19 protein-coding genes are annotated in these 24,164 nt (G+C 71.6%); 11 read left to right on the forward strand and 8 right to left on the reverse strand.

Translation table 11 applies throughout. The features are described 5' to 3' along the window. Nucleotides 1–73 precede the first annotated feature (73 nt). The 3 genes from ACZ58N_RS32995 to ACZ58N_RS33005 all read right to left on the reverse strand — a co-directional run bounded on the left by ACZ58N_RS32995 (nt 74) and on the right by ACZ58N_RS33005 (nt 2,775). Nucleotides 74–256 (reverse strand): DUF6191 domain-containing protein, encoded by a 183-nt coding sequence (locus tag ACZ58N_RS32995; RefSeq protein ID WP_471167469.1) that lies wholly within the window; start codon nt 254–256, stop codon nt 74–76. 39 nt (nt 257–295) lie between these two features. Then, nucleotides 296–1,453, reverse strand: a complete 1,158-nt coding sequence (locus tag ACZ58N_RS33000; RefSeq protein WP_471167555.1) for a PQQ-dependent sugar dehydrogenase — start codon at nt 1,451–1,453, stop codon at nt 296–298. A 314-nt stretch (nt 1,454–1,767) separates the two neighbouring features. Further along, the gene (locus ACZ58N_RS33005; protein WP_471167471.1) at nt 1,768–2,775 is read right to left on the reverse strand and encodes an aldo/keto reductase; all 1,008 of its coding nucleotides are present in this window, start codon (nt 2,773–2,775) and stop codon (nt 1,768–1,770) included. 73 nt (nt 2,776–2,848) lie between these two features. On the opposite strand from ACZ58N_RS33005, the gene ACZ58N_RS33010 reads away from it, so the two are divergent. The 6 genes from ACZ58N_RS33010 (at nt 2,849) to serA (ending at nt 12,583) form a co-directional block, all read left to right on the forward strand. Then, nucleotides 2,849–3,796: a 2-hydroxyacid dehydrogenase gene (locus ACZ58N_RS33010; protein ID WP_471167474.1), complete on the forward strand. Its 948-nt coding sequence runs from the start codon at nt 2,849–2,851 to the stop codon at nt 3,794–3,796. 275 nt (nt 3,797–4,071) lie between these two features. Then, a complete protein-coding gene (locus ACZ58N_RS33015) occupies nt 4,072–6,945 on the forward strand; it encodes a putative bifunctional diguanylate cyclase/phosphodiesterase (RefSeq protein ID WP_471167476.1) in 2,874 nt (957 codons plus the stop codon). Between the two features lie 227 nt (nt 6,946–7,172). After that, nucleotides 7,173–9,059, forward strand: coding sequence for an acetolactate synthase large subunit (locus tag ACZ58N_RS33020; protein WP_471167479.1), 1,887 nt, complete (start codon nt 7,173–7,175; stop codon nt 9,057–9,059). 32 nt (nt 9,060–9,091) lie between these two features. Beyond that, on the forward strand, nt 9,092–9,616 hold the full coding sequence (ilvN, locus tag ACZ58N_RS33025; RefSeq protein ID WP_281206935.1) for an acetolactate synthase small subunit: 525 nt from the start codon (nt 9,092–9,094) through the stop codon (nt 9,614–9,616). A 102-nt stretch (nt 9,617–9,718) separates the two neighbouring features. Continuing rightward, nucleotides 9,719–10,720: a ketol-acid reductoisomerase gene (gene ilvC, locus ACZ58N_RS33030; RefSeq protein WP_281206934.1), complete on the forward strand. Its 1,002-nt coding sequence runs from the start codon at nt 9,719–9,721 to the stop codon at nt 10,718–10,720. Nucleotides 10,721–10,993: 273 nt separating this feature from the next. Then, a complete protein-coding gene (gene serA, locus ACZ58N_RS33035; RefSeq protein ID WP_471167482.1) occupies nt 10,994–12,583 on the forward strand; it encodes a phosphoglycerate dehydrogenase in 1,590 nt (529 codons plus the stop codon). Nucleotides 12,584–12,656: 73 nt separating this feature from the next. Here serA and ACZ58N_RS33040 read toward each other — a convergent pair whose 3' ends face one another. Then, complete coding sequence (locus tag ACZ58N_RS33040; protein ID WP_471167485.1) at nt 12,657–14,198, reverse strand: MFS transporter; 1,542 nt, start codon at nt 14,196–14,198, stop codon at nt 12,657–12,659. Nucleotides 14,199–14,300: 102 nt separating this feature from the next. Between ACZ58N_RS33040 and ACZ58N_RS33045 the strand changes: the two genes are divergently transcribed. Further along, on the forward strand, nt 14,301–14,873 hold the full coding sequence (locus ACZ58N_RS33045) for a TetR/AcrR family transcriptional regulator (RefSeq protein WP_471167487.1): 573 nt from the start codon (nt 14,301–14,303) through the stop codon (nt 14,871–14,873). 78 nt (nt 14,874–14,951) lie between these two features. Here the strand turns inward: ACZ58N_RS33045 and ACZ58N_RS33050 are convergent, their stop codons facing one another. Continuing rightward, nucleotides 14,952–15,926, reverse strand: a complete 975-nt coding sequence (locus ACZ58N_RS33050) for an NAD(P)-dependent alcohol dehydrogenase (protein ID WP_471167490.1) — start codon at nt 15,924–15,926, stop codon at nt 14,952–14,954. A 152-nt stretch (nt 15,927–16,078) separates the two neighbouring features. Next, nucleotides 16,079–17,386 (reverse strand): PucR family transcriptional regulator, encoded by a 1,308-nt coding sequence (locus tag ACZ58N_RS33055; RefSeq protein ID WP_471167493.1) that lies wholly within the window; start codon nt 17,384–17,386, stop codon nt 16,079–16,081. Between the two features lie 199 nt (nt 17,387–17,585). Here ACZ58N_RS33055 and ACZ58N_RS33060 point away from each other — a divergent pair, with 199 nt between their 5' ends. After that, nucleotides 17,586–18,512 carry a proline dehydrogenase family protein gene (locus ACZ58N_RS33060; RefSeq protein WP_471167496.1) on the forward strand — a complete coding sequence of 309 codons (927 nt, stop codon included), beginning with the start codon at nt 17,586–17,588 and terminating at the stop codon, nt 18,510–18,512. Nucleotides 18,513–18,563: 51 nt separating this feature from the next. After that, on the forward strand, nt 18,564–20,195 hold the full coding sequence (gene pruA, locus ACZ58N_RS33065) for an L-glutamate gamma-semialdehyde dehydrogenase (RefSeq protein ID WP_471167499.1): 1,632 nt from the start codon (nt 18,564–18,566) through the stop codon (nt 20,193–20,195). 91 nt (nt 20,196–20,286) lie between these two features. On the opposite strand, the gene ACZ58N_RS33070 is transcribed toward pruA, so the two are convergent. Then, nucleotides 20,287–20,988 (reverse strand): nitroreductase family protein, encoded by a 702-nt coding sequence (locus tag ACZ58N_RS33070; RefSeq protein ID WP_471167502.1) that lies wholly within the window; start codon nt 20,986–20,988, stop codon nt 20,287–20,289. An 82-nt stretch (nt 20,989–21,070) separates the two neighbouring features. On the opposite strand from ACZ58N_RS33070, the gene ACZ58N_RS33075 reads away from it, so the two are divergent. Next, nucleotides 21,071–21,523: a tyrosine-protein phosphatase gene (locus tag ACZ58N_RS33075; protein WP_471167505.1), complete on the forward strand. Its 453-nt coding sequence runs from the start codon at nt 21,071–21,073 to the stop codon at nt 21,521–21,523. Between the two features lie 2 nt (nt 21,524–21,525). Then, nucleotides 21,526–22,080, forward strand: coding sequence for a GNAT family N-acetyltransferase (locus tag ACZ58N_RS33080; protein ID WP_471167557.1), 555 nt, complete (start codon nt 21,526–21,528; stop codon nt 22,078–22,080). A 48-nt stretch (nt 22,081–22,128) separates the two neighbouring features. Here the strand turns inward: ACZ58N_RS33080 and ACZ58N_RS33085 are convergent, their stop codons facing one another. Next, complete coding sequence (locus tag ACZ58N_RS33085) at nt 22,129–24,156, reverse strand: phosphocholine-specific phospholipase C (protein ID WP_471167508.1); 2,028 nt, start codon at nt 24,154–24,156, stop codon at nt 22,129–22,131. Nucleotides 24,157–24,164: the final 8 nt, after the last annotated feature.

Below are 24,164 nucleotides of genomic sequence, written 5' to 3' on the forward strand. Positions count from 1 at the left end.
CCTTTGGCGCACGGGGGAGCGGGACGGGGCCCGGACGACGCGGGCCCGGCCGGCGTGGTCCGAGGGCGACGGCCTACGTCACGGTGTCATCGGGACTCTCGGAAGGGCGTATGAGCACCCTCCCGGAGTCCAGGTCTATCGGGCCCCGTCCCGGGTCGCCGTCGTTCACGTCGGTCCGGGACAACTCCAGGCGCTTCTTCTCCTCGTCCGTGTGCTTGCGGCCGGGATTGAACAGCTCCTCGATCATGTTGAACACCGCACACCGTGCCTTCCGCCCCTCCGGGGCCTCGTCCGGTCACTGCACCTTCAGGGTCAGGATCCGGTCGTCGCCCGCCTCCGGCGAGCCCCGCCCGTCCGTCTCGCTCGTGACCAGCAGCAGGCCGTCCCCGCTGGACGGGACCACCGTGCGCAGCCGCCCGTACTTCCCCTCCAGGAAGGCTTCCGGCTCCGCGACCGGTACGGCCCCGTCCAGCGGGATCCGCCACAACCGCTGACCCTTCAGCCCGGCCATCCAGATCGAGCCCTGCGCCCAGGCGATCCCGCTCGGCGAGGCCTCGTCCGTTCTCCACACCGCCACCGGATCCCGGAAGCCGGGCTTCGACGCCTTCCCCTCGGCCTCCGGCCAGCCGTAGTTGCCGCCGGGCTCGATCAGGTTCAGCTCGTCCCAGGTGTTCTGCCCGAACTCCGCGGCCCAAAGCCGTTTGTCCTTGTCCCAGGCAAGGCCCTGCACGTTGCGGTGCCCGTACGAGTAGACGACCGAGTCCGCCTCGGGATTGCCGTGGACCGGTTCGCCGTCGGGGGTCATCCGCAGGATCTTCCCGCCGAGCGACTTCTTGTCCTGCGCCAGCCCCGTCTCACCGGTCTCACCCGTCCCGGCGTAGAGCATCCTGTCCGGCCCGAAGGCGATCCGGCCCCCGTTGTGGACGACCCCCTTGGGGATGCCCCGGAACACCGTGTCGGGTGCGCCAAGTTGCTGCCCGGGCGCTCTCTTCTCGTCGTAGCGCATCCGGGCGATCCGGTTGTCCCCCTCCGTGGTGAAGTACGCGTAGACCATCCGGTCCGTCGCGAACGCCGGGGACAGGGCGAGCCCCAGCAGGCCCCCCTCGCCGCCCGGAGCCACCCCGGGGACCTCGCCGATCCGCGTCACCGCGCCGGTGTCGGCCCCGACCCGGCTGATCGTGCCCTTGTCCCGGGAGGCGACCAGCAGGTCGCCGCCGGGCAGCGGCGCCACGCCCCACGGCGACTCCAGGCCCTTGGCGACCTCCCCCGTCACCGTCACGGAGCCCTTCGCGGGAGCGGCCGGGGTCTTCGCCGAGGCCGAGGACCCGGGCGACGCCGACCCGGTCCGCGACGCTGCCGGGGGAGAGCCGCCCGCGCCCGCTTGCGCCCCGCCCGACGAGGAACAGCCCGCCGCCAACAGTGCTCCGCACCCGACCAGCGCGAGCGCGGCCATGCGCTTGCGCCGGCCCGCGCCGCCCACCCCGTACCGACCCGGCCGCCGCTCCCGCGCACCACCCGCACCCTGGACACCGACACCGACACCGACACCGGCGCCCGCGGTCCCGTCCATCCGTCCGTCGTCCCACATCGCCCTGCTCCCCTCCGTGGCCGCCTGCCTTCCCTCTGTTCCAACAGCCCCGGCAGCCCGTGAAGTTCCACCGCTCGTACACCCGATCGAGTGCACTTGCCCGCCGTGCTCGGCGCACGCCCCGGCCGGGTGCGCCCGGCCGAGGCGGATTCCTCCTCCTCCGGCCCGCCCGTGACCGCTCAGTCCCAGGCTCCCACCGCCGACGGCAGTGCCGCTATCTCCGACAGCTCGGCCGCCGTCAGCCGCACCTCCGCCGCCCCCGCGTTCTCCGCGGCCCACCGGGCCCGCTCGGCCCCCGGTACCGGGATCACGTGCGGTCCCTGCGCCAGCACCCACGCCAGCGCCACCTGCGCCGCCGTGACCTGCGGCCCGTGCCGCAGCGCCACCCGACGCAGCCCCGCCGGCAGCACCTGGTTCGAGGCCATCGCGTGCGCCGTGAACCGCGGATGCCGGGCCCGCACGTCCGCGTCCTCGAAACCCTGCCCCGGCGTCAGCGTCCCGGTCAGGAACCCGCTGCCCAGCGGCATCGCCGCCAGCACCCCCACACCCCGCGCCGCGCACCACGGCAGCAGCTGCCACGCCGCCTCCGGGGACCACACCGACAGCTCCGCCTGCACCGCCGTCACCGGGAACACCTGCTGGACCCTCTCCAGCCGCCGCAGGGTCGTCGCGTACGCCCGGTCACCGCGTCGCCCCGCCCCCGGCCCGGCCCCCGCCCCCAGCGCGCAATATCCCAGCGCCCGCACCTTGCCCGCGCCCACCAGTTCCGCCATCGCGCCCCAGGTCTCCTCCACCGGTACGTCCGGGTCCACCCGGTGCAACTGGTACAGGTCGATCACGTCGGTCCGCAGCCGCCGCAGCGAGGCGTCGCAGGCCCGCCGCACGTATCCCGGCCGCCCGTCGGCCACCACGTGCTGATCGCCCGCCCGCAGCCCGACCTTCGCCGACACGAAGGCGTCGGCCCGCCGCTCCCGCAGGACCCGCCCGACGACCAGCTCGTTGGTGAACGGCCCGTACAGATCGGCCGTGTCCAGCAGGTTCGCCCCCAGGTCCAGCGCCGTGTGCACGGTGCGCAGCGACTCCTCGCCCCGGCGGAGCGACGGCGCGTAGGCCCAGCTCATCGGCATGCAGCCGAGCCCGATGGCTCCCACCGTCAGCGGTCCCGACCCGATCGACCTGCGCTCCACCCCTGCGTCCCCCTCCCGGTCCGGCCCTCAAACTAACGGCTTGATCCGGATCCCTTGGCATAGCCTCGTGATCATGACTGCACCGACCGCCGACGTCTGGCTCCCCTTCCCCGCCGGGGAGATCGACGGCCTGCCCGATTCCTTCCGCTACCGCCGGTGGGACGGCGAGGACGAGTTCCCCGCGGACCCCGCCGCCTGCGTCTTCTACGTCACGCCGTACATGAAGTCCCCGGAGGTGACCCTGCGCCCGCTCGCGGCGATGCCCGACCTGAGGGTCGTCCAGACCCTCACCGCCGGCATCGACCACGTGCTCGGTGGCCTCGCCGACCTCGGCCCCGGCGTACGGCTGTGCAACGCGCGCGGCGTCCACGAGGCCAGCACCGCCGAACTGGCCCTCACCCTGACCCTCGCCTCCCTGCGCGGCATCCCCCGCATGGTGCGCGGCCAGGACCGGGAGGAGTGGCGCGACGGCTTCTACGAGTCCCTCGCCGACAAGTCGGTGCTGATCGTCGGCTACGGATCGATCGGCGCGGCCGTCGAGGACCGGTTGGCCCCCTTCGAATGCGGTCCGGTCAGTCGCGTCGCGCGTTCGGCGCGCACCGCCCCGCACGGGCCGGTGCACGGCCTCGTGGACCTGCCCCGGCTGCTCCCGACCGCCGACGTGGTGATCCTCTGCACGCCGCTGACCGCGGACACCCGGGGCCTGGCCGGGGCGGACTTCCTCGGCCGGATGAAGGACGGCGCCCTGCTCGTCAACGTCTCCCGCGGTCCGGTCGTCGATACCAAGTCCCTTCTGGAGGAGGTCGGATCGGGCCGCCTGCGGGCAGCGCTCGACGTCACCGACCCCGAACCGCTGCCCGCCGGCCATCCGCTCTGGCACGCCCCGAACGTCCTGATCACCCCTCATGTGGGCGGCAGCAGCTCGGCGTTCGAGCCCCGGGCGAAGCGTCTGGTGGCCCGTCAGCTCGCCCGGTTCGCCGCCGGTGAGCCGGTGGAGAACACGGTGCTCGTCACGGACTGAGGCGCCCCGCGCGCACGCTCCGCGACCGCCCGCGCGCGGGCAGTGGCCACAACTCCCCTGATGGTGACGGAGAGTAGAGAAGCTATGTCGCTGAGTGACGAAAGTGGTGTATCGTCCGGAAGAAGGGGCTGCGGCGCGTTAGTACGGCGCTGGGGAGTGATCGGACCATTTGGGGGGCGACGGGCGATGCACGGCCAATGGGTGAAGGATCCGACGCGGCAGAGCCGCCGAAGGCGACGACGGGGTGCTCCGAAGCCGGCGGGCGAGGGGGACCGGTGAGCGCCCCGGGGGCGGCGCTCCTGACCAGGCCCCCCGCCGCGGCCGGCGGCGGCAGAGGACTGGCGGCGCAGCTCCTCCTCGCGGTGGTCAGCGGCGGGTACGCCGTCGGGGCCGCCCTCGGCTGGGGGTCCAAGGAACTCGCCAAGATCATGGGCGACTTCGGGCTCAGCACGGCGGGCCTGCTCGCCGCGGTCTCCTGCTACCACTACGCGCGGACGATCGACCGCCGCGAGCGCCCCGCCTGGCTGATGTTCGCGTTCTCCTCGCTCATGGGCGCCCTCGGCAACGCGGTCTGGGGCTGGTACGAGGTCATCCTCGGCCAGGAGGTGCCCGAACCCTCACTCGCCGACTTCGCCTTCCTCTGTTTCGCGCCGCCCGCCATCGTGGGCCTCCTCGTCCTCGCCAAACGTCCGGTGACCCGGGCCGGCTGGGTCTGCCTCGGACTCGACTCCTGGCTCATCGGCGGTTCGCTCCTGACCCTGTCCTGGAGCCTGGCCCTCGCCAACGCGGCCCGCACCGCGCAGTCGGGAGCCCCCGGCAGCGTGCCGCGCGCCGCGCTCTCGCTCGCGTACCCGCTCCTCGACATCGCCCTCGTGTCGATGGTCCTGGTGCTGCACTTCCGCCGCTCGGCCAACAACCGTTCCGCGGTCAACACGGCCATCGCGGCCCTCGCGCTGACCGTCCTCAGCGACGCGTTGTTCACCTCGCCGCTGCTGAACACGACCTACCGCTCGGGCGAGATCCTCGACGCCGGCTGGTTCGCGGGGTCCCTCCTGCTGGCCTACGCGCCCTGGGGCGCCCGCCGGGCCGATCCGGCCGGCCGGGTCGCGCCACCGCGCGCCGAGCGGCCGCACAGCCGGCCCATCACCGGCTCCCTGCCGGCCCTCACCCCGTACCTCGCCGCGGCGGTGTGCACCCTTGGGATCCTGTACAACGTCGTGGACGGCCGGAAGGTCGACCGCATGGTCGTCTTCACCGGCTGCACCGTCGTCCTGGCCCTCGTCATCCGGCAGGGCATCATGCTCCTCGACAACATCGCGCTGACCCAGGAACTGGCCCAGAAGGAGAACCACTTCCGCTCCCTGGTCCAGGGCTCCAGCGACGTCATCATGATCGCCGCGCCCACCGGAACCCTGCGCTACGTCAGCCCCGCCGCCGCCGGCGTCTACGGCCGCGAGGCGGAGGAACTGGTCGGCAGCGAGCTCGCCACCCTGATCCACCCCGACGACCTCGGCCAGGTGGTCCACGAGGTGCGCCGCTTCCTCGCCGCCCAGCCGGCGGAGGAACCCACCACGCGCATCGAATGCCGGTTCAGATCGGGCACCGGCGAGTGGCTCAACGTGGAATCGACCGTCAACCGCCACCAGGGCGGGCTGATCCTCAACAGCCGGGACGTCACCGAGCGGGTCCGACTCCAGGCCCAGCTCCAGCACAGCGCGGAGCACGACCCGCTGACCGACCTGCCGAACCGCGCGCTGTTCACCCGCCGGGTCCGCCAGGCCCTCACCGGTCGCCGGTCGGGGGACCACAGCACCGCCGTGCTCTTCATCGACCTCGACGGCTTCAAAGCGGTCAACGACACCATCGGGCACCAGGCCGGCGACGAACTGCTCGTCGAGGCCGCACACCGGCTCCAGGCCTCGGTCCGCGCCGGGGACACCGCCGCCCGACTCGGCGGTGACGAGTTCGCCGCCCTCATCCTCGGTGACGGCGGCCGGGACCGCGGCGCCCGGGAGTACCAGGTCCACGAGATCGCCGACAGGCTGCGCACCACCCTCGCCCAGCCCTACCGGATCGCCGGGAGCGAGGTCCGCGTCGCCGCCAGCATCGGCGTGGCCTTCGCGGACCCCGGCATCACCCCTTCGGACCTGATGCGCAACGCGGACCTCGCGATGTACCGGGCCAAGGCCGGCGGCAAGGACCGGGTCGAGCTGTACGCCCCGCAGATGCAGGCCGAGGTCGTCCGCAAGGCCGAACTCGCCGGCCGGCTGCGCACCGCGCTCCACGACGGGGAGTTCACCCTTCTGCACCAACCCGTGGTCTCGCTGGCCACCGGGGAGGTCACGGCCGTGGCCGCGCAGGCCCGCTGGCGTTCGGCGCAGGGAATCCTCTTCACCCCGGCCGAGTTCCTCCGGGTGGCCGAACACGGCGGGCCCGGCGCCCCCGGGCAGGATGCCGCCCGCAGCGCCGAACTGGGCCGTTGGCTGCTGGAGGAGGCCGTGGAAGAGGCCGCCGAGCGCCACCGCGCGGGGCACGCCGTACCGGTGGCCGTGCGGATCACCGCCCGGAGGCTGCTGGACCGCTCCCTGCCGCGCGGCTCCGTGGAGGCGCTGCTGACCCGACACGGGCTGCCCTCCGGCGCGCTCGTCCTCGAACTGGCCGCCTCCGACCCCAGAGTGCCCTTCGACGAGCTGGAGCGCCGCCTGACGGCCCTGCACCGGCTCGGCGTGCGCATCGCCCTTGACGGCTTCGGCAGCGGCTACGCGGCCATCAGCGCCCTCCGGCGCCTCCCCGTGGACCTGCTCAAGCTGGACCGGGGGCTGGTGGACGGCGTGGTCGAGTCCGCGCGACTGCACAAGATCACCGCCGGACTCTTGCGGATCGCAAACGATCTGGGCATGCAGTCCGTGGCCGACGGCGTGGACCTGCCCGAGCAGGTCATGGCACTGCGCGCGATGGGGTGCACCCACGGCCAGGGAACGGCGTTCTCCGGCCCACTCGACGAATACAGGCTGCGGCGCGCGCTCGTGCGCGGTACGTTCCCAGTACCGGGCGGTACGGCCCAGCCGGCCTTGGCCGGAGGCTCGTCCGGAGGTTCGATGGTCATCCGTAGAGGCTCAAATAATGAGACGCCCGTCCCACCCGCTTGACATCCACCTCCCGCCGGAGGGAGGGTCAATGCCATGCGCACCCGAATTCTCGTACTTGGAAAGCGCGTCGGCTGAAGCGGGGACCTGCATGTCCCCGCTCAACACCCCCGACGCGCTCCCCTCGCTTGCCACCCGGCACGAGGGGTTTTTTGTTGCACTGGCACACGCCCCCGGCTCTGACCCGGGGGATCCCCGCTCCTCGTAAAACCCTCAGCTTCGAGAAGAGAATGCCGATGACCGAGCAGGCCACCGGGGCCCACCATCCGCAGCCGCGGCCCCGTACGGGTGGACAGCAGTCCACCGCAGTTGAGCACGTCACGGGTGCGCAGTCCCTCATCCGCTCTCTCGAAGAGGTGGGGTGCGACACCGTCTTCGGGATTCCGGGTGGCTGCATCCTCCCCGCGTACGACCCGATGATGGACAGCAAGAAGGTCCGTCACATCCTGGTCCGCCACGAGCAGGGCGCGGGCCACGCCGCAACCGGCTACGCGCAGGCCACCGGCAAGGTCGGCGTCTGCATGGCGACCTCCGGCCCGGGCGCCACCAACCTGGTCACCCCGATCGCCGACGCGCACATGGACTCCGTCCCGCTCGTCGCGATCACCGGCCAGGTCTCCTCCAAGGCGATCGGCACGGACGCCTTCCAGGAGGCGGACATCGTCGGCATCACGATGCCGATCACCAAGCACAACTTCCTGGTGACCAAGGCCGAGGACATCGCGAAGACCATCGCCGAGGCCTTCCACATCGCCGCCAGCGGCCGGCCGGGCCCCGTCCTGGTCGACATCGCCAAGGACGCCCTCCAGGCGAAGACCACCTTCTCCTGGCCGCCCACGCAGGACCTGCCCGGCTACCGCCCGGTCACCAAGCCGCACGCCAAGCAGATCCGTGAGGCCGCCAAGCTCATCTGTCAGGCCAAGCGCCCCGTCCTGTACGTCGGCGGCGGCGTCATGAAGTCCGGCGCCACGGCCGAGCTGAAGGTCCTCGCCGAGCTGACCGGCGTCCCGGTCTCGACCACCCTGATGGCCCTGGGCTCCTTCCCCGACAGCCACCCCCTGCACGTCGGCATGCCGGGCATGCACGGCTCGGTCACCGGCGTCACGGCGTTGCAGAAGTCGGACCTGCTGATCGCGCTCGGCACCCGCTTCGACGACCGCGTCACCGGCAAGCTGGACAGCTTCGCCCCCTTCGCCAAGGTCATCCACGCGGACATCGACCCGGCCGAGATCGGCAAGAACCGCGAGGTCGACGTCCCGATCGTGGGCGACGCCCGCGAGGTCATCGCCGACCTGATCCAGGCGGTCCAGGCCGAGCACACCGACGGCAACGCCGGTGACTACAGCGCCTGGTGGAAGGACCTCAACCGCTGGCGCGAGACCTACCCGCTCGGCTACGACCAGCCCGAGGACGGCTCGCTCTCCCCGCAGCACGTCATCGAGCGGATCGGCGCCCTCGCCCCGCAGGGCACGATCTTCACCGCGGGCGTCGGCCAGCACCAGATGTGGGCCTCGCACTTCGTGAAGTACGAGGAGCCCCGCACCTGGCTGAACTCCGGCGGCGCCGGAACCATGGGCTACGCGGTCCCGGCCGCGATGGGTGCCAAGGTCGGCATGCCCGACCGCGCGGTCTGGGCGATCGACGGCGACGGCTGCTTCCAGATGACCAATCAGGAACTGGCCACCTGCGCGCTGAACAACATCCCGATCAAGGTCGCCATCATCAACAACGGTGCCCTGGGCATGGTCCGCCAGTGGCAGACGCTGTTCTACAACCAGCGCTACTCCAACACGGTGCTCCACGGCGACGAGACGGGCCACGACACGGTCGGCTCCCAGCTCGGCGAGTCGCAGACGCGCCGCCAGGGCACCCGCGTCCCGGACTTCGTCAAGCTGTCCGAGGCCATGGGCTGCGTCGCGCTGCGCTGCGAGGACCCGGCCGACCTGGACAAGGTCATCGCCGAGGCCAACGCGATCAACGACCGCACGGTCGTCGTCGACTTCATCGTCCACGAGGACGCCATGGTGTGGCCGATGGTCGCCGCCGGCACCTCCAACGACGAGGTCCTGGCAGCCCGGGGCGTCCGCCCCGACTTCGGCGACAACGAAGACGACTGAGCCGAGAGAGCCGAAGAGAGAGAACGACTCACATGTCCAAGCACACGCTCTCCGTCCTGGTCGAGAACACGCCCGGCATCCTCGCCCGGATCGCCGCGCTGTTCTCCCGCCGCGGGTTCAACATCGACTCCCTCGCGGTCGGCGTCACCGAGCACCCCGACATCTCGCGCATCACCATCGTCGTGAACGTCGAGGACCTCCCGCTGGAGCAGGTGACCAAGCAGCTGAACAAGCTGGTCAACGTGCTCAAGATCGTCGAGCTGGAGTCGCACAACGCCATCGAGCGCGAACTCGTTCTGGTGAAGGTCAGGGCCGACAACGAGACCCGCTCGCAGATCGTCGAGATCGTCCAGCTGTTCCGCGCCAAGACCGTCGACGTCTCCCCGGACGCCGTCACCATCGAGGCCACGGGCGGCACCGACAAGCTCGGCGCGATGCTCAAGATGCTGGAGCCCTTCGGCATCAAGGAACTGGTCCAGTCCGGCACGATCGCCATAGGGCGCGGCGGCCGGTCCATCACGGACCGCAGCCTGCGCTCGCTCGACCGCAGCGCCTGACGGGCCGGACACGCTCCCGCTCGCATCGCGAGACCAAGAACCTCAGATTCCGTTCCCCGCCGTACGGTGGGTGCAACATCAGCGCACCAAGGAGATATCCCAGTGGCCGAGCTGTTCTACGAGAACGACGCCGACCTGTCCATCATCCAGGGCCGCAAGGTCGCTGTCATCGGATACGGCAGCCAGGGCCACGCCCACGCGCTGTCGCTCCGTGACTCCGGCGTCGACGTCGTCGTCGGCCTCAAGGAGGGCTCGAAGTCCAAGGCCAAGGCCGAGGAGCAGGGCCTGAAGGTCGTCCCGGTGGCCGAGGCGGCCGCATGGGCGAACGTCATCATGATCCTCACCCCGGACCCGCTCCAGGCCGAGATCTACGAGGAGTCCATCAAGGAGCACCTCGAAGAGGGCGACGCGCTCTTCTTCGGCCACGGCTTCAACGTCCGCTACGGCTTCATCAAGCCCCCGGCCAACGTCGACGTCGCCCTGGTCGCCCCGAAGGGCCCGGGCCACCTCGTCCGCCGCCAGTACGAGGAAGGCCGCGGCGTGCCCTGCATCGCCGCCGTCGAGCAGGACTTCACCGGTTCCGCCTTCGCCCTCGCGCTGTCGTACGCGGCCGGCATCGGCGGCACCCGCGCCGGCGTCATCAAGACCACCTTCACCGAGGAGACCGAGACCGACCTGTTCGGTGAGCAGGCCGTCCTCTGCGGTGGCGCCTCCGCCCTGGTCAAGGCCGGTTTCGAGACCCTGACCGAGGCCGGTTACCAGCCGGAGATCGCGTACTTCGAGTGCCTGCACGAGCTGAAGCTCATCGTGGACCTCATGTACGAGGGTGGCCTGGAGAAGATGCGCTGGTCGGTCTCCGAGACCGCCGAGTGGGGCGACTACATCACCGGTCCCCGCGTCATCACCGACGCCACCAAGGCCGAGATGAAGAAGGTCCTCGCGGAGATCCAGAGCGGCGAGTTCGCCAACACCTGGATGGCCGAGTACAAGGCGGGCCTGCCCAAGTACAACGAGTACAAGAAGGCCGACGAGGCGCACCTGCTGGAGACCACCGGCAAGAAGCTGCGCAAGCTGATGAGCTGGGTCGACAACGACGAGAGCTGATCTCGTGCGCGGTGGGGCCGGGACGCACGTCCCGGCCCCGCCGCACATCACCGGCCCGGCCGGAAAACAACCCTCGTACGGGACGGATTGTCCACGCCGGCCAATCTCGGACGGGTGATCCTTCCGTACAGGCGGAGTTCCGCTGCGGATCCGCTACTACACTGCTCAACACAACGCGTCAGGCCCACAGTGTCGTGCGTCTTCCACGCGGCTACCCCCTCCACGCCTGCGGCCGTCGGGACGGCCGTCCGCACTGGACTTGTGAGGACCCACGTGAGCTCGAAACCTGTCGTACTCATCGCCGAAGAGCTGTCGCCCGCCACGGTGGACGCGCTCGGTCCGGACTTCGAGATCAGGCACGTGAACGGCGCCGACCGCGCCGCGCTGCTGCCCGCGATCGTCGACGTCGACGCGATCCTGGTCCGTTCCGCCACCAAGGTGGACGCCGAGGCCATCGCGGCCGCCAAGAAGCTGAAGGTCGTCGCCCGCGCCGGTGTCGGCCTCGACAACGTCGACGTCTCCGCCGCCACCAAGGCCGGCGTGATGGTCGTCAACGCGCCGACCTCGAACATCGTGACCGCCGCCGAGCTCGCCTGCGGCCTGCTCGTCGCCACGGCCCGCTACATCCCGCAGGCCAACACCGCCCTGAAGAACGGCGAGTGGAAGCGGAACAAGTACACGGGCGTCGAGCTCAGCGAGAAGGTCCTCGGTGTCGTCGGCCTCGGCCGCATCGGTGTCCTGGTCGCCCAGCGCATGTCGGCCTTCGGCATGAAGATCGTCGCGTACGACCCCTACGTGCAGCCCGCGCGCGCCGCCCAGATGGGCGTCAAGATGCTGGCGCTGGACGAGCTGCTGGAGGTCGCCGACTTCATCACCGTGCACCTGCCCAAGACCCCCGAGACCCTCGGTCTCATCGGGGACGAGGCCCTGCACAAGGTGAAGCCGTCCGTCCGCATCGTCAACGCCGCGCGCGGCGGGATCGTGGACGAGGCCGCCCTGTACGCGGCCATCAAGGAGGGTCGCGTCGCCGGAGCCGGCCTCGACGTGTACGCGAAGGAGCCCTGCACGGACTCCCCGCTCTTCGAGCTCGACCAGGTCGTCTGCACCCCGCACCTCGGCGCGTCCACGGACGAGGCCCAGGAGAAGGCCGGTGTCTCGGTCGCCAAGTCGGTGCGCCTCGCGCTCGCCGGTGAGCTCGTGCCCGACGCGGTCAACGTCCAGGGCGGCGTCATCGCCGAGGACGTCCGGCCGGGTCTGCCGCTCGCCGAGAAGCTCGGCCGCATCTTCACCGCCCTCGCGGGCGAGGTCGCGGTCCGCCTCGATGTCGAGGTCTGCGGCGAGATCACCCAGCACGACGTCAAGGTGCTCGAACTGTCCGCGCTCAAGGGCGTGTTCGAGGACGTCGTCGACGAGACGGTCTCCTACGTCAACGCCCCGCTGTTCGCGCAGGAGCGCGGTGTCGAGGTCCGCCTCACCACCAGCTCGGAGTCGCCGGACCACCGCAACGTGGTCACCGTACGAGGCACCCTGTCGGACGGTCAGGAAGTGTCGGTCTCCGGCACCCTGGCGGGCCCGAAGCACCTGCAGAAGATCGTGGGCGTCGGCGAGTACGACGTGGACCTGGCCCTGGCCGACCACATGATCGTGCTGCGCTACACCGACCGCCCCGGCGTGGTCGGCAAGGTCGGGCAGCTGCTCGGCGAGGCCGGTCTGAACATCGCGGGCATGCAGGTCGCCCGTGCCGAGGAGGGCGGCGAGGCGCTCGTCGTGCTCACCGTCGACGCGGAGGTCCCGGTGGACGTCCTCGCCACCATCTCGGCCGAGATCGGGGCCGCTTCGGCCCGTACGGTCAACCTCGTCTGAGCGGAACCACCAACGACACGAGGGCCCGGGGCGCATGCCCCGGGCCCTCGTGCGTACCCCCGTTCCGAACGGTTCAGAGGGCCGGAACCGGGGGAGCCCCGGCCGGTTCGGCGTCGGTGGGAGCGGCTGCCGCGGCACCCCGCAGCAGGACCGGCGTCAGCGCCGCCGCGACCAACAGGAGGGCCGCCCCGCCCCAGGCCGCGTACTGCATGCCGTGCACGAAGGCCTCGCGGGCCAGGGTCAGGAGCCGTTCGCCCGCCCCGCCACCGAGTTGACCGGCGGTGGCGACCGCGCCGCCCAGCGTCTCCCGTACCGCCGGATCCGTACCGGCCAGATCACCGCGGTAGACCGCGGTGCCCAGGCTGCCCAGCAGGGCCATGCCGAGCGCCCCGCCGAACTCCTGGCCCGTCTCCAGCAGGGAGGCCGCCGAACCGGCCTTCTCGGCGGGGGCGGCGGCCAGCGCCATGTCGGAGACCAGGGACATCACGATGACGATGCCGGCGGCCAGCACCCCGGCGGCGGTCAGGAGCAGCCACAGGGAATCGGTGCCGGTGAGGCCCATCAGCGCGAACCCGCCCGCCGCGAGGGCGAAGCCGCCGGCGATCACACGGGCACGGGAGGTCCTGCGGGCCAGGGCTGCGCCGGCCGGGGCGGCGGCGCCGATGAGGAGCGAGGGGGCGAGGCTCCACAGGGCCGCCTCCAGGGTGCCCATGCCGAGGACGGACTGGAGGTACTGGGTGGTGAAGTAGGACGAGCCCATCATGGCGAAGGCGGCGACCGCGTTGAGCCCGATGCCCGCCCCGAAGCCGCGCCCCCGGAACAGGGCCCGGTCGATCATCGCGTCGGCCCGGTGGCGCCGGCGGCGGACGAAGGCGTACCCGAAGACCGCCCCGACGGCGAGGCAGCCCAGACGGAAGGGGGCGAAGCCCTCGGCGGCGATCTCCTTCAGCCCGTACACCACCGGCAGGACGGCGGCCATGGAGAGCGGGACGCCCAGCAGGTCGAAGCGGCCGGGGGCCGGGTCCTTGAACTCCGGTACCAGCACCGGGACCAGGACCAGGAGGAGGAGCATCGCGGGCACGTTGATCAGGAAGACCGATCCCCAGTGGAAGTGGTTGAGCATCACCCCGCTCAGCACCGAGCCGAGGGCGATGCCGCCGGTCATGGCACCGGACCAGATCGCGATGGCCTTGCCGCGCTGGGCGTCGTCCTGGAAGAGGTTGCGCACGAGGGCCAGCGTGGACGGCATCAGGGTCGCGCCGCCGATGCCCAGCAGCACGCGGGCGCCGATGAGCATCTCGGCGCTCGTGGCGTAGGCGGCCGCGACGGAGGCCAGGCCGAAGGCGGACGCGCCGATCAGCAGCAGCCTGCGGCGGCCGATGCGGTCGCCGAGGGAGCCCATCGTGATCAGCAGTCCGGAGAGGGCGAAGGCGTAGCTGTCGAAGATCCAGAGCTGCTGGGAGGCGCTCGGGTCGAGTTCCCGGGTGATGGCCGGGATGGCGAAGTAGAGGACGGAGACGTCCATCGCGACCAGGAGCAGGGGCAGCAGGAGGACGGTGAAAGCGGTCCATTCGCGGCGGCCGGCGAGGCGCGCCGTGGTGGCGGGGTTCGTCATGAGCAGGAATGTACAGCCGTCATAAACGAATGTCTATGACGGCTGTATAGAACGCTTGTGTGGAACTTCTGTCTGGGACGGCTGTCTTGCTACCGTGACGGCATGGGACATCGTGAAGATCTGCTCGAAGGTGCCAAGAAGTGCCTGGCCGAGAAGGGGTTCGTGCGTACCACGGCGCGCGACATCGTCAGCGCGTCCGGGACCAACCTGGCGTCCATCGGCTACCACTACGGCTCCAAGGACGCCCTCCTCGCGCAGGCGTTCATCGTCCTGATGGAGGAGTGGGGCGAGGGCTTCCGGACCGGGCTCGGTGACGACGCCACCTTCCCGGACCGGTTCCGGGCACTCTTCGAGGGGGTCCTGGACCGGCGCGAGGAGACGGCGCCGATCTGGTCGGCCAGCCTCGAAGTGGCCCTGAACCGGGACCGGATGCCGGATCTGCGCGCGCTGCTCGCCACCTCGCAGGGCGACGGTCGCAAGGGGCTGATCGCGATGATGACGGGCGTCCGGGAGGAGGACATCACCGAACACGAGGTCCGTACGGTCGGGGCCGTCTACCAGGCGCTGCTCAACGGCCTGATGGTGCAGTGGCTGTTCGACCCCGCGAGCGCCGCCACCCCGGAGGAGTTCACGGAAGGCATGCGGCGCGTGGCGCAGGGGTTCAACGCGCCCTGACGCGCTCGGAGTTCAGGCCGCCGCCTGGCGGGCCGTCGGGGCGGACGTCCCGAGGGGATGCGGCGGCGGGGTGTCACGTCACACGGTGATGACGACCTTCGCGCGCGCGTGCTCCCCCTCCAGGTACCGGATCGCCTCCGGCACCTCGGCGAGCGGGTACGTCCGGTCGATGACGGGGGTGACCAGGCCGCCCTCCACGAACGCGCGCAGCGCCGCCAGGTTCTCCCCGTCCGGCGCGGCCGTGAGCACGGCCAGCCGATGCCGGGCGAAGGGGGACGACACCCGCCCCTTCAGGAGGAGTCCCAACGGGCCCCACAGGCTGCCGTCCCCGTACGCGCCACCGCCGGACAGGACGAGCGTCCCGGTGGGGGTGAGCACGCGCCGGCAGTCGGCCAGGGAACGGTTGCCCACCAGGTCGAGGACGAGGTCGTGGCGCGGCCCCCCGAGGGCGAAGTCCTCCCGGGTGTAGTCGATGACGTGGTCCGCGCCCAGCGAGCGGACCAGCTCCGCGTTGCGCGTGCTGCACACCCCGGTCACCTCCGCGCCGAGCGCCCTCGCGATCTGCACGGCGAACGTCCCCACACCGCCCGACGCCCCGTTGATCAGGACCCGCTGGCCCGGCTCCACCCCGCCCCGGTCCCGCAGCCCCATCAGGGCCGTGTTCCCCGCCAGCGGCAGCGCCGCCGCCTCCTCGAAGCCCAGGCCGGCCGGCTTGACCTCCACCACGTCCTCCGAGGCGGCCACGTACTCGGCGAACGCCCCGTCCGCCTCGCCGAACACCTCGTCGCCGGGTCTCCACCGGGTCACGTCGCGGCCCGCGGCCACCACCCGGCCCGCGAAGTCCGAACCCCGGATCCCGACCTTGGGTCTGCCGAGCCCCAGGACCAGGCGTGCCGCGTACGGGTCCCCGCGCATCAGATGCCGGTCGCGGGCGTTCACCGAGGCCGCGTGGACCCGTACCAGCACCTCGTGATCGGCCACCGAGGGCCGGTCGACGTCCCGCAGCTCCAGCACGTCCGGAGAGCCGTACCGGTCCTGGACGATCGCCTTCATCACGCCTCCGCGCCGCACACGGTCGGTGCGGAAAGGGTCCGGCCGACCGGAGGCCGACGCTGCGGGTGACGGTAGGCGAACGCGGTCCGCAGCGGAATGGGGGAAGGCCCGGGGGTTCCTCACCGCCCGGCCGATCCGCGGTGGGCGCGGGTTCAGTGGTGGAGGCGGGAGGCCTTGAGGGCCATGTGGAGCAGGAGGCGGTCCTCGCCCTCGTCGAGGTCGAGGCCCGTCAACTGCTCGACCTTGCCGAGGCGGTAGTACAGCGTCTGACGGTGCACCCCGAGGGCCGCCGCCGCGCGGCCCGCCTGGCCGGCGCAGTCGAGGAACACCTCGGCCGTGCGGGTCAGTTCGCGGTGGGCGGGGCTCAGCAGGGTCCGGACCGCCGGATCGTCCACCGGGCCGGCGGGGAGCGCCGCGAGCATCCGGTACGGGCCGATCCGCGACCACTGGGCCACGGGACCCAACCGCGGCTGGGCGGTGGCGGCCCGCGCCGCCGCCGTGGCCTGCCCCCAGGCCGTCGGCAGTTCCGCGAGGGCCCGTACGGGATCGGACACGCCCGCGTTCACGCCGCCGGCCCGCGCGGACGCCGCGGCCCCCACCGGCGGAGCGGAGCCCGACCCGGAGGCCGGTGGCGCGGAGGCCGACGCCGCGGTGGTCCGCGGCGCGGTCCGGGAGCCCTCGGTGGCCGCGACCGAGCCGGTCGGCTCCGTCGCGCGCGGCAGCAGTCGACCCAGGGCCGTCAGGGCCGGAGCCATGGCGTCCGTGCCGCGCATCCTGACCAGCGCCGCGAGTCGTCCGCCGGCCCCGGGGTCCTCCGCCGGAACCACGCACACCGCCGCCGCGCCCGGGACGGACTGGGGCACCTCCCCGATCCACGGCGACACGCACACCACCGTGTGCGGGCCCTCCCCGCCGGCCCCGAGGGCGAGTCGCAGCGCGGCCACCGCCATGTCCTGCTGCCAGCCGCGCCCCGCGGTGAGCACCGCCAGGAACTCCCGCGACAGGTCGGCGCCCGCCCTGGCCTCCTGTGCGAGCAGTACGCCGATCCGCTGGGCCACCTCCATGGCGGCGGCCAGTTCCTCCGGCCCGGGTCCCGGGGCCGCCCCGGTGTCCGGGCCCTCGTGGTCGAGGAGCCACACGTAGCCCTGCACGATGCCGCGGTGGCGCACCGGCAGGCAGATCCGCCCCCGGAACACGCCCGCGTCGGGCGCGGCGGGGATCCGCACGGGGCCCGTCGCGCGGGCGATGCCGAAGCCCTCGAACCAGGACCGGACGGCGGAGGTCGACTGCCGGGTCAGGATCGAACGGGTCCGCACGGGGTCCAGGACGAGCTCGCCGCCCTCGCTGTCGCTGTCGTGCGCGCCGAAGGCGATCAGGCGGAAGTCCCGGTTCTCCAGCGTCGCGGGGGCGCCGAGGAGCGCGGAGATCTCGTCCACCAGGTCCTGGTACTCGTCCTTCACCCGGACATTCTCCCACCCCGCGGCCGGCCCTTCAGACAGATGTATGAGATCCGGACCACGGATGCGTGACAGCTGTCGATGGCCGAGGATCGTGGGGATCCTTAGGTTTCACGGTGGTTTTACTTGCGTTTTCCCTACGGCCCCGATCCATCCGGTAACGGACCGTACGTCTGCTTCTGCCACCCGTTGGAGGTGCCCCGTGCTGGGTCCCGCGATCCTCGCCGCTTCGCGCAGCGACAAGATGCGCCGAATCGTCTCTGCCGCCCCGGTGACCAAGCCCGTGGTGAACCGGTTCATCCCCGGTGAGACGGTCGACCAGGTCATCCCGATCGTCGAGGAACTCACGCGGAAGGGCCTGGAGGTCACGCTCGACGTCGTCGGTGAGGACATCACCGCCGTGGAGCAGTCCCACGCCGCCCGTGACGCCTACCTCCTGCTCATCGAGCGGCTCGCCGAGCTGGGCCTGGGCGGGACGGTCGAGATGTCGGTCAAGCTGTCGATGTTCGGCCAGGCGCTGGAGGGCGGTCACGAGCTGGCCCTCGCCAACGTCCGCCCGGTCGTCGAGGCCGCCGCGGCCATCGGTACCACCGTGACCCTCGACGCCGAGGACCACACCACCCTCGACTCGATGTTCGCCATCCACGAGGAGCTGCGCCGGGACTTCCCGCAGACGGGCTGCGTGATCCAGGCCTACCTGTTCCGCACCGAGGCCGACGCCCACCGGCTGGCCGCCGCGGGCAGCCGCGTGCGGATCGTGAAGGGCGCCTACAAGGAGCCCGCCGAGGTCGCGTACCTCGACAAGGCCGAGATCGACAAGGCCTACGTCCGGATCATGAAGATCCTGATGGAGGGCGAGGGCTACCCGATGATCGGGTCCCACGACCCGCGCCTGATCGCCATCGCCCAGGAACTGGCCCGGCAGGCCGGGCGCAAACTGGACGAGTACGAGTTCCAGATGCTGTACGGCATCCGCGGTGAGGAGCACCTGCGGCTCGCCGCCGAGGGCCACCGCATGCGCGTCTACACGGCGTACGGCACGGACTGGTACGGATACTTCATGCGCCGCCTCGCGGAGAAGCCGGCCAACCTGCTGTTCTTCCTCCGCTCGATGATCACCAAGAACTAGGCACCCCACTAGCTCAAGGCCCGTCCCCCTAGCTCAAGGAGTTCCCGCCCCATGGATGCCGTGACCCAGGTCCCCGCGCCCGTCAACGAGCCGGTCCACTCGTACGCCCCCGGCAGCGCCGAGCGCGCGCGTCTCGAAATCCAGCTCAAGCAGCTGTCCGAGAACCCGATCGACCTCCCGATGACCATCGGCGGCGTCAAGCGGATGGGCGGCGGCGAGCGCTTCGACGTGGTCCAGCCGCACGACCACAAGTCCGTCATCGGCACCTACGCCAACGCCACCGAGGCCGACGCCCAGGAGGCCGTCGACGCCGCCCTGGCCGCCGCCCCCGCCTGGCGCGCGATGGACTTCGACGACCGTGCCGCGATCATCCTGCGCGCCGCCGAGCTGCTGGCCGGCCCGTGGCGCGAGAAGCTGGCCGCGTCCACCATGCTGGGCCAGTCCAAGACCGCCCAGCAGGCGGAGATCGACACTCCCTGCGAGCTCGTCGACTTCTGGCGCTTCAACGTCCACTTCGCCCGGCAGATCCTCGCCGAGCAGCCCGCCGCGAACTCCGCGGGCGTGTGGAACCGCAGCGACCACCGCCCGCTGGAGGGCTTCGTCTACGCGATCACGCCGTTCAACTTCACGGCCATCGCCGGCAACCTGCCGACCGCCCCCGCCCTGATGGGCAACGTGGTCGTCTGGAAGCCGTCCCCGACGCAGACCCACTCCGCGGTCCTGCTGATGGAGGTCCTGGAGGCGGCCGGTCTGCCCAAGGGCGTCATCAACCTGGTGACCGGCGACGGCATCGCCGTCTCCGAGGTGGCCCTGAACCACCCCGAGCTGGCCGGCATCCACTTCACCGGCTCGACCAAGACCTTCCAGTACCTGTGGAAGACGGTCGGCAACAACATCGAGAAGTACAAGTCCTACCCGCGTCTGGTCGGCGAGACCGGCGGCAAGGACTTCGTCGTCGCGCACCCCTCCGCCGACCACGCCATCCTGAAGACCGCCCTGACCCGCGGCTCCTTCGAGTTCCAGGGCCAGAAGTGCTCGGCCTCCTCGCGCGCCTACGTTCCCGCCTCCATCTGGAACGCCGGCTTCAAGGAGAGCTTCGCGGCCGAGGTCGACGGCATCACCATGGGTGACGTCCGGAACCTGGACAACTTCATCGGCGCCGTCATCGACGAGCGCTCCTTCGCGAAGAACAAGGCCGCGATCGACCGCGCGAAGGCCGACCCGACCTGCACGATCGTCGCCGGTGGCACCTACGACGACTCCGAGGGCTACTTCGTCCGCCCGACCGTCATCGAGTGCACCGACCCGGAGAACGAGGTCTTCACGACCGAGTACTTCGGCCCGATCCTCGCGGTCCTCGTCTACGAGGACGACAAGTACGACGAGATGCTGGCGCAGATGGAGTCCGTCTCGGCCTACGCCCTGACCGGCGCCGTCATCGCGCAGGACCGCTACGCGGCCGCCGACACGATGGAGAAGCTCCGCTTCGCGGCGGGCAACTTCTACATCAACGACAAGTCGACCGGCGCCGTCGTCGGCCAGCAGCCCTTCGGCGGCGGTCGCGCCTCGGGCACGAACGACAAGGCGGGCGCCGCCTCGAACCTGCTGCGCTGGACCTCGACGCGCTCCATCAAGGAGACCCTGGTCCCGCCGACCGAGTACGGCTACCCCCACATGGGCTGATCACGGCCCGGCGCTGAACCCCGCCCCCGCTCCGGTACCCCCAAGTCCGGAGCGGGGGCGGTTCCAATTCGCCGACCGGAACCGGGTCCGCTCAGACCTCGACCATGACCTGGTCCAGGGACTTGCGCACCAGGTCCGGCACCTCGCAGTCGTCGGCCGGGTAGCCCACCGGGATGACCGCGAACGCCTTCTCGTTCTCGGGGCGGTTCAGTACGTGCCCGAGGAAACGCATCGGGCTCGGGGTGTGGATCAGCGCGGACAGCCCACTGAGGTGGAGGGCGGACAGCAGCATGCCGACCGCGATGCCGACCGACTCGTCCACGTAGTAGTGCTTGCGCTTCGCACCGTCCGGACCGAGCCAGTAGCGCTGCTGGAACACCACGATCAGCGCGGGCGCGTCCGTCAGGTGGGTCTTCACGGCGTCCGTGCCGATCGGGCGCAGGGCGGCGAGCCATTCGTCGCCCAGCCGACCGTCGTAGGAGATCTGCTCCTCCTGCTCGGCGGCGGCGCGGATCTGCCGGCGGACGGTCGGGTCCTTCACCAGGACGAACGTCCACGGCTGCTGGTGCGCGCCGGAAGGGGCGGTGGCCGCGCAGGCGACGGCGTCGCGGACGACCTGTTCGGGCACCGGATCGGAGGAGAACTGGCGTACGGTCCGCCGCTCGTCCATCCGTTGCCTCAGTTCCGCGGCCCGCGCGAGGGATTCCCGGCCCGGCATGCGCGCCGGCCGGTAGGCGACGGGCCGGTAGGGCCGGCCGTGGGTGGGCGTCCACTGCTGCGTTTCTGGCGACATGGGCAGATCTTCCGTCCGCGCAACCGCCCGAGGCCAGCGGCACGTCACCACCTCATGTCCGTTGTGTACGGACAGGGGGGCTATGACCGTGGCGAACGTCGGTCGATTCGTGGACCGGGACGGCTGTCCCGACGCCCGTGACCAGGGCGGGGCGGGAGCCCTGCCACCGGGCCGCCCCGGACGGGCCGACAGCCCCGACGGGCCGACCTCCCGGGGCTGGACCGCGGTGACCGCGCACGGCGTGCGCACCGTCATCGACCTGCGGAACGACGACGAGCGGGGAGTGGACCAATTCCCGCGAACGGCCGGTACGACGCCCCTGCTGATCCCCCGCGACGGCATCGAACACCGGGACTTCCGGGACGTGTGGCGGGGCACTCCGGGATTCGGCACCCCCGCGTGTTTCCGGCCTTTCCCGGATGCGCTTCCCCGACCGTCCCACCGGCCCGCGGTCCGCCGCGGCGCTGGTACCGTGCCCCGGCGGGACCTCGGCGTGTCAGGAGACGCCGGCCGACCCCTGGAGGACGAGCAGTGACCGTGACCCTGACGCTGACCCACACCGCCGGGCTCGGCGCCGGCGAACGGCGCGAGATCCGGGCCCTGCTCGACGCGGCGTTCGACGGGGACTTCGCCGACGAGGACTTCGAGCACGCCCTCGGCGGGATGCACGTCCTGCTGCGCGAGGACGACCCCGACGGTCCCGGCGGCGCACTCGTCGCGCACGGCAGCGTCGTACAGCGGCGGGTCCTGCACGGCGGCCGGGCCCTGCGCACCGGCTACGTCGAGGCCGTGGCCGTACGGTCCGACCGGCGCCGGCGCGGGCTCGCCGGGCAGGTCATGGCCGAGCTGGAGCGGGTGATCGCCAGCGCGTACGTGCTGGGCGCGCTCTCGGCGTCCGAGGCCGGCGCGGCCCTGTACGAGGGCCGTGGCTGGCGCCCGTACCCCGGTCGCATCGGCGTCCTCGGACCGACCGGCCCCGAACGACTGGCCGAGGAGGAGGGCTCCACGTACGTGTGGACGCCGCCGGGCGCGGCCCCGCCGGACCCGGCCGGGCGCCTCGACTTCGACTGGCGCGACGGGGACGTGCTCTAGCCACCGCCGCGGCCCCGGCGGCACCGGGACCGCCCCACCCGCCCGGGGCTACCCCGAGACGCTGGGCGCGCCGGTCTCGATGTGGCCGGTGTAGCGGCGGGACCAGGTGCCGTCGTTGTCCGCGAGGATCGTGAAGTCGTACCAGCCCTTGCTGTAGGCGACCGCGTTGAAGAAGTCCTCGCGGGAGGAGTTCGCCGGGACGGTGTACGTCCACGGCCCGTCCGTGCGGTAGGCGTTCGCCCGGACGGTGAAGGTGACCGGGGAGGCCGACGCGTTGGTCATCCTGAAGTACACCGCGGTCTTCCCGGTGCCCGGCTCGACCGCGTAACGGGCCGCGACCTCGACCGCCCTGCCGGGCTTGGAGGCGTCGCCGAGGAAGCGGCGCAGGAAGCGGTTCGGGCCGTACATCGAGATGTCGTACTTGCCGGAGCCGTGCCCGAGGCCGATGTGGAACCAGTCGGAGGTGGCGGCCCCCGCGTCGACCGTGTACTGCCAGGCGGCCGTGTCCCGGTGCTGGTGGGGGTGGAGGGAGAAGTGTGCGGGCCGCTTCGCCTGCCCGCCCTGGTTGGACATCGAGAAGTGGGCCGTGATCTGTCCGGCGGCCCCGAACTCGAACCGGTCCAGGTTGCCGTTGACCTGGTACGGCAGGGCGCGCGCCGGACGCGTGCCGGGCTCCTGCGTCGGCAGGGCGTTGTCCTGCGGCATCGGGTTGGGCAGCGGGGCGCAGGTCGACTGCCCGATGACCTTGGCCGTCGAGGGGAGGCCGGCGGGCACTCCGTACACCGGGCGCGCGAAGTCGAAGACGCCGGTCAGGTCACCGGTCACCCGGCGCCGCCAGGCGCTGATGTTCGGACAGGTCGCCGGGGTGCCGAGAGCCGTCGTCCAGGTCTCCATGAACCGCAGGACGGAGGTGTGGTCGAAGACCTCGGAGCTGACCCAGCCGCCGCGGGTCCACGGGGACATCACGAGCATCGGGACCCGGAAGCCGAGCCCGATCGGCAGCCCGTCGAGGTACTCGCCGGGCGTGCCGGGCGGGGCGACCGGCGGCGGGACGTGGTCGAAGAACCCGTCGTTCTCGTCGTAGTTGAGGAACACGACGGTGGAGTCGAAGACCTCCGGGTTCGCGGCGAGGGCCCGGTACACCAGGTCCACGAAGTGGGCGCCGTCGCCGGGCGGGGCGTACGGGTGCTCCGAGAAGGCCTCGTTCGCCACGACCCAGGAGACCTGCGGGAGGGTGCCCGCGACCACGTCCGCGCGGATGGCGGCGGCGATGTCGTCCGGGGTGGAACCCGTGACGCGGGGGACGGAGGCCATGCCCCGGTCGTGCAGCGGGTCGCCGGGGGGCGCGTCCGTGAACTTCTTGAAGTAGGCCAGGCCGTTGTCCCCGTAGTTGTCCTGGGCGTTCTGGTAGACCTTCCAGCTCATGCCGGCCCGCTGGAGGGCCTCGGCGTACGTCTCCCAGGTCAGCCCCCTCTCCTCGCCACCGTCCTTGCTGCCGGCGTCGATCGTGCCGCTCCACAGGAAGGTCCGGTTGGGGCCGGTGGCGCTGAGGGCCGAGCAGAAGTAGGCGTCGCAGATCGTGTACTGGTCGGCGAGCGCGTGGTGGAACGGTATGTCGCCCCGGTCCAGGTAACCGAGGGTCCGGGTCTGGCCGACGCCGGTGACCCAGTTGTCCATCCGGCCCTTGTTCCAGGCCGCGTGCTGCGAGGTCCAGCTGTGGGGCAGGTCGCCGGTGCACTGCGCCAGGGTCTCGCCGTCGGCGCCGCCCGCGGGCGGGGTCGCGGACAGCTTCCACGGGTACTGTCGGCCGCCCCAGTTCGGCTGGTTGAAGGTGCCCCAGCCGCCGGGGATGTTGCCGGCGGCGCGGTCGGCGAAGCCGCGCACGCCCTTGAGCCGGCCGAAGTAGTGGTCGAAGCTGCGGTTCTCCTGCATGAGGATCACCACGTGCTTCACATCGGTGATCGTGCCGGTCGCGGCGGCTGCCGCCGCCGAAGCCGGCCAGACCGTGGGCAGCGTCGCCCCCGCGACGAGCCCCGCTCCGATGCCCACGAACCCTCTGCGGCTGATCGGTGTCACTGGCTGCT

The organism is Streptomyces sp. NPDC040432 (assembly GCF_055595445.1).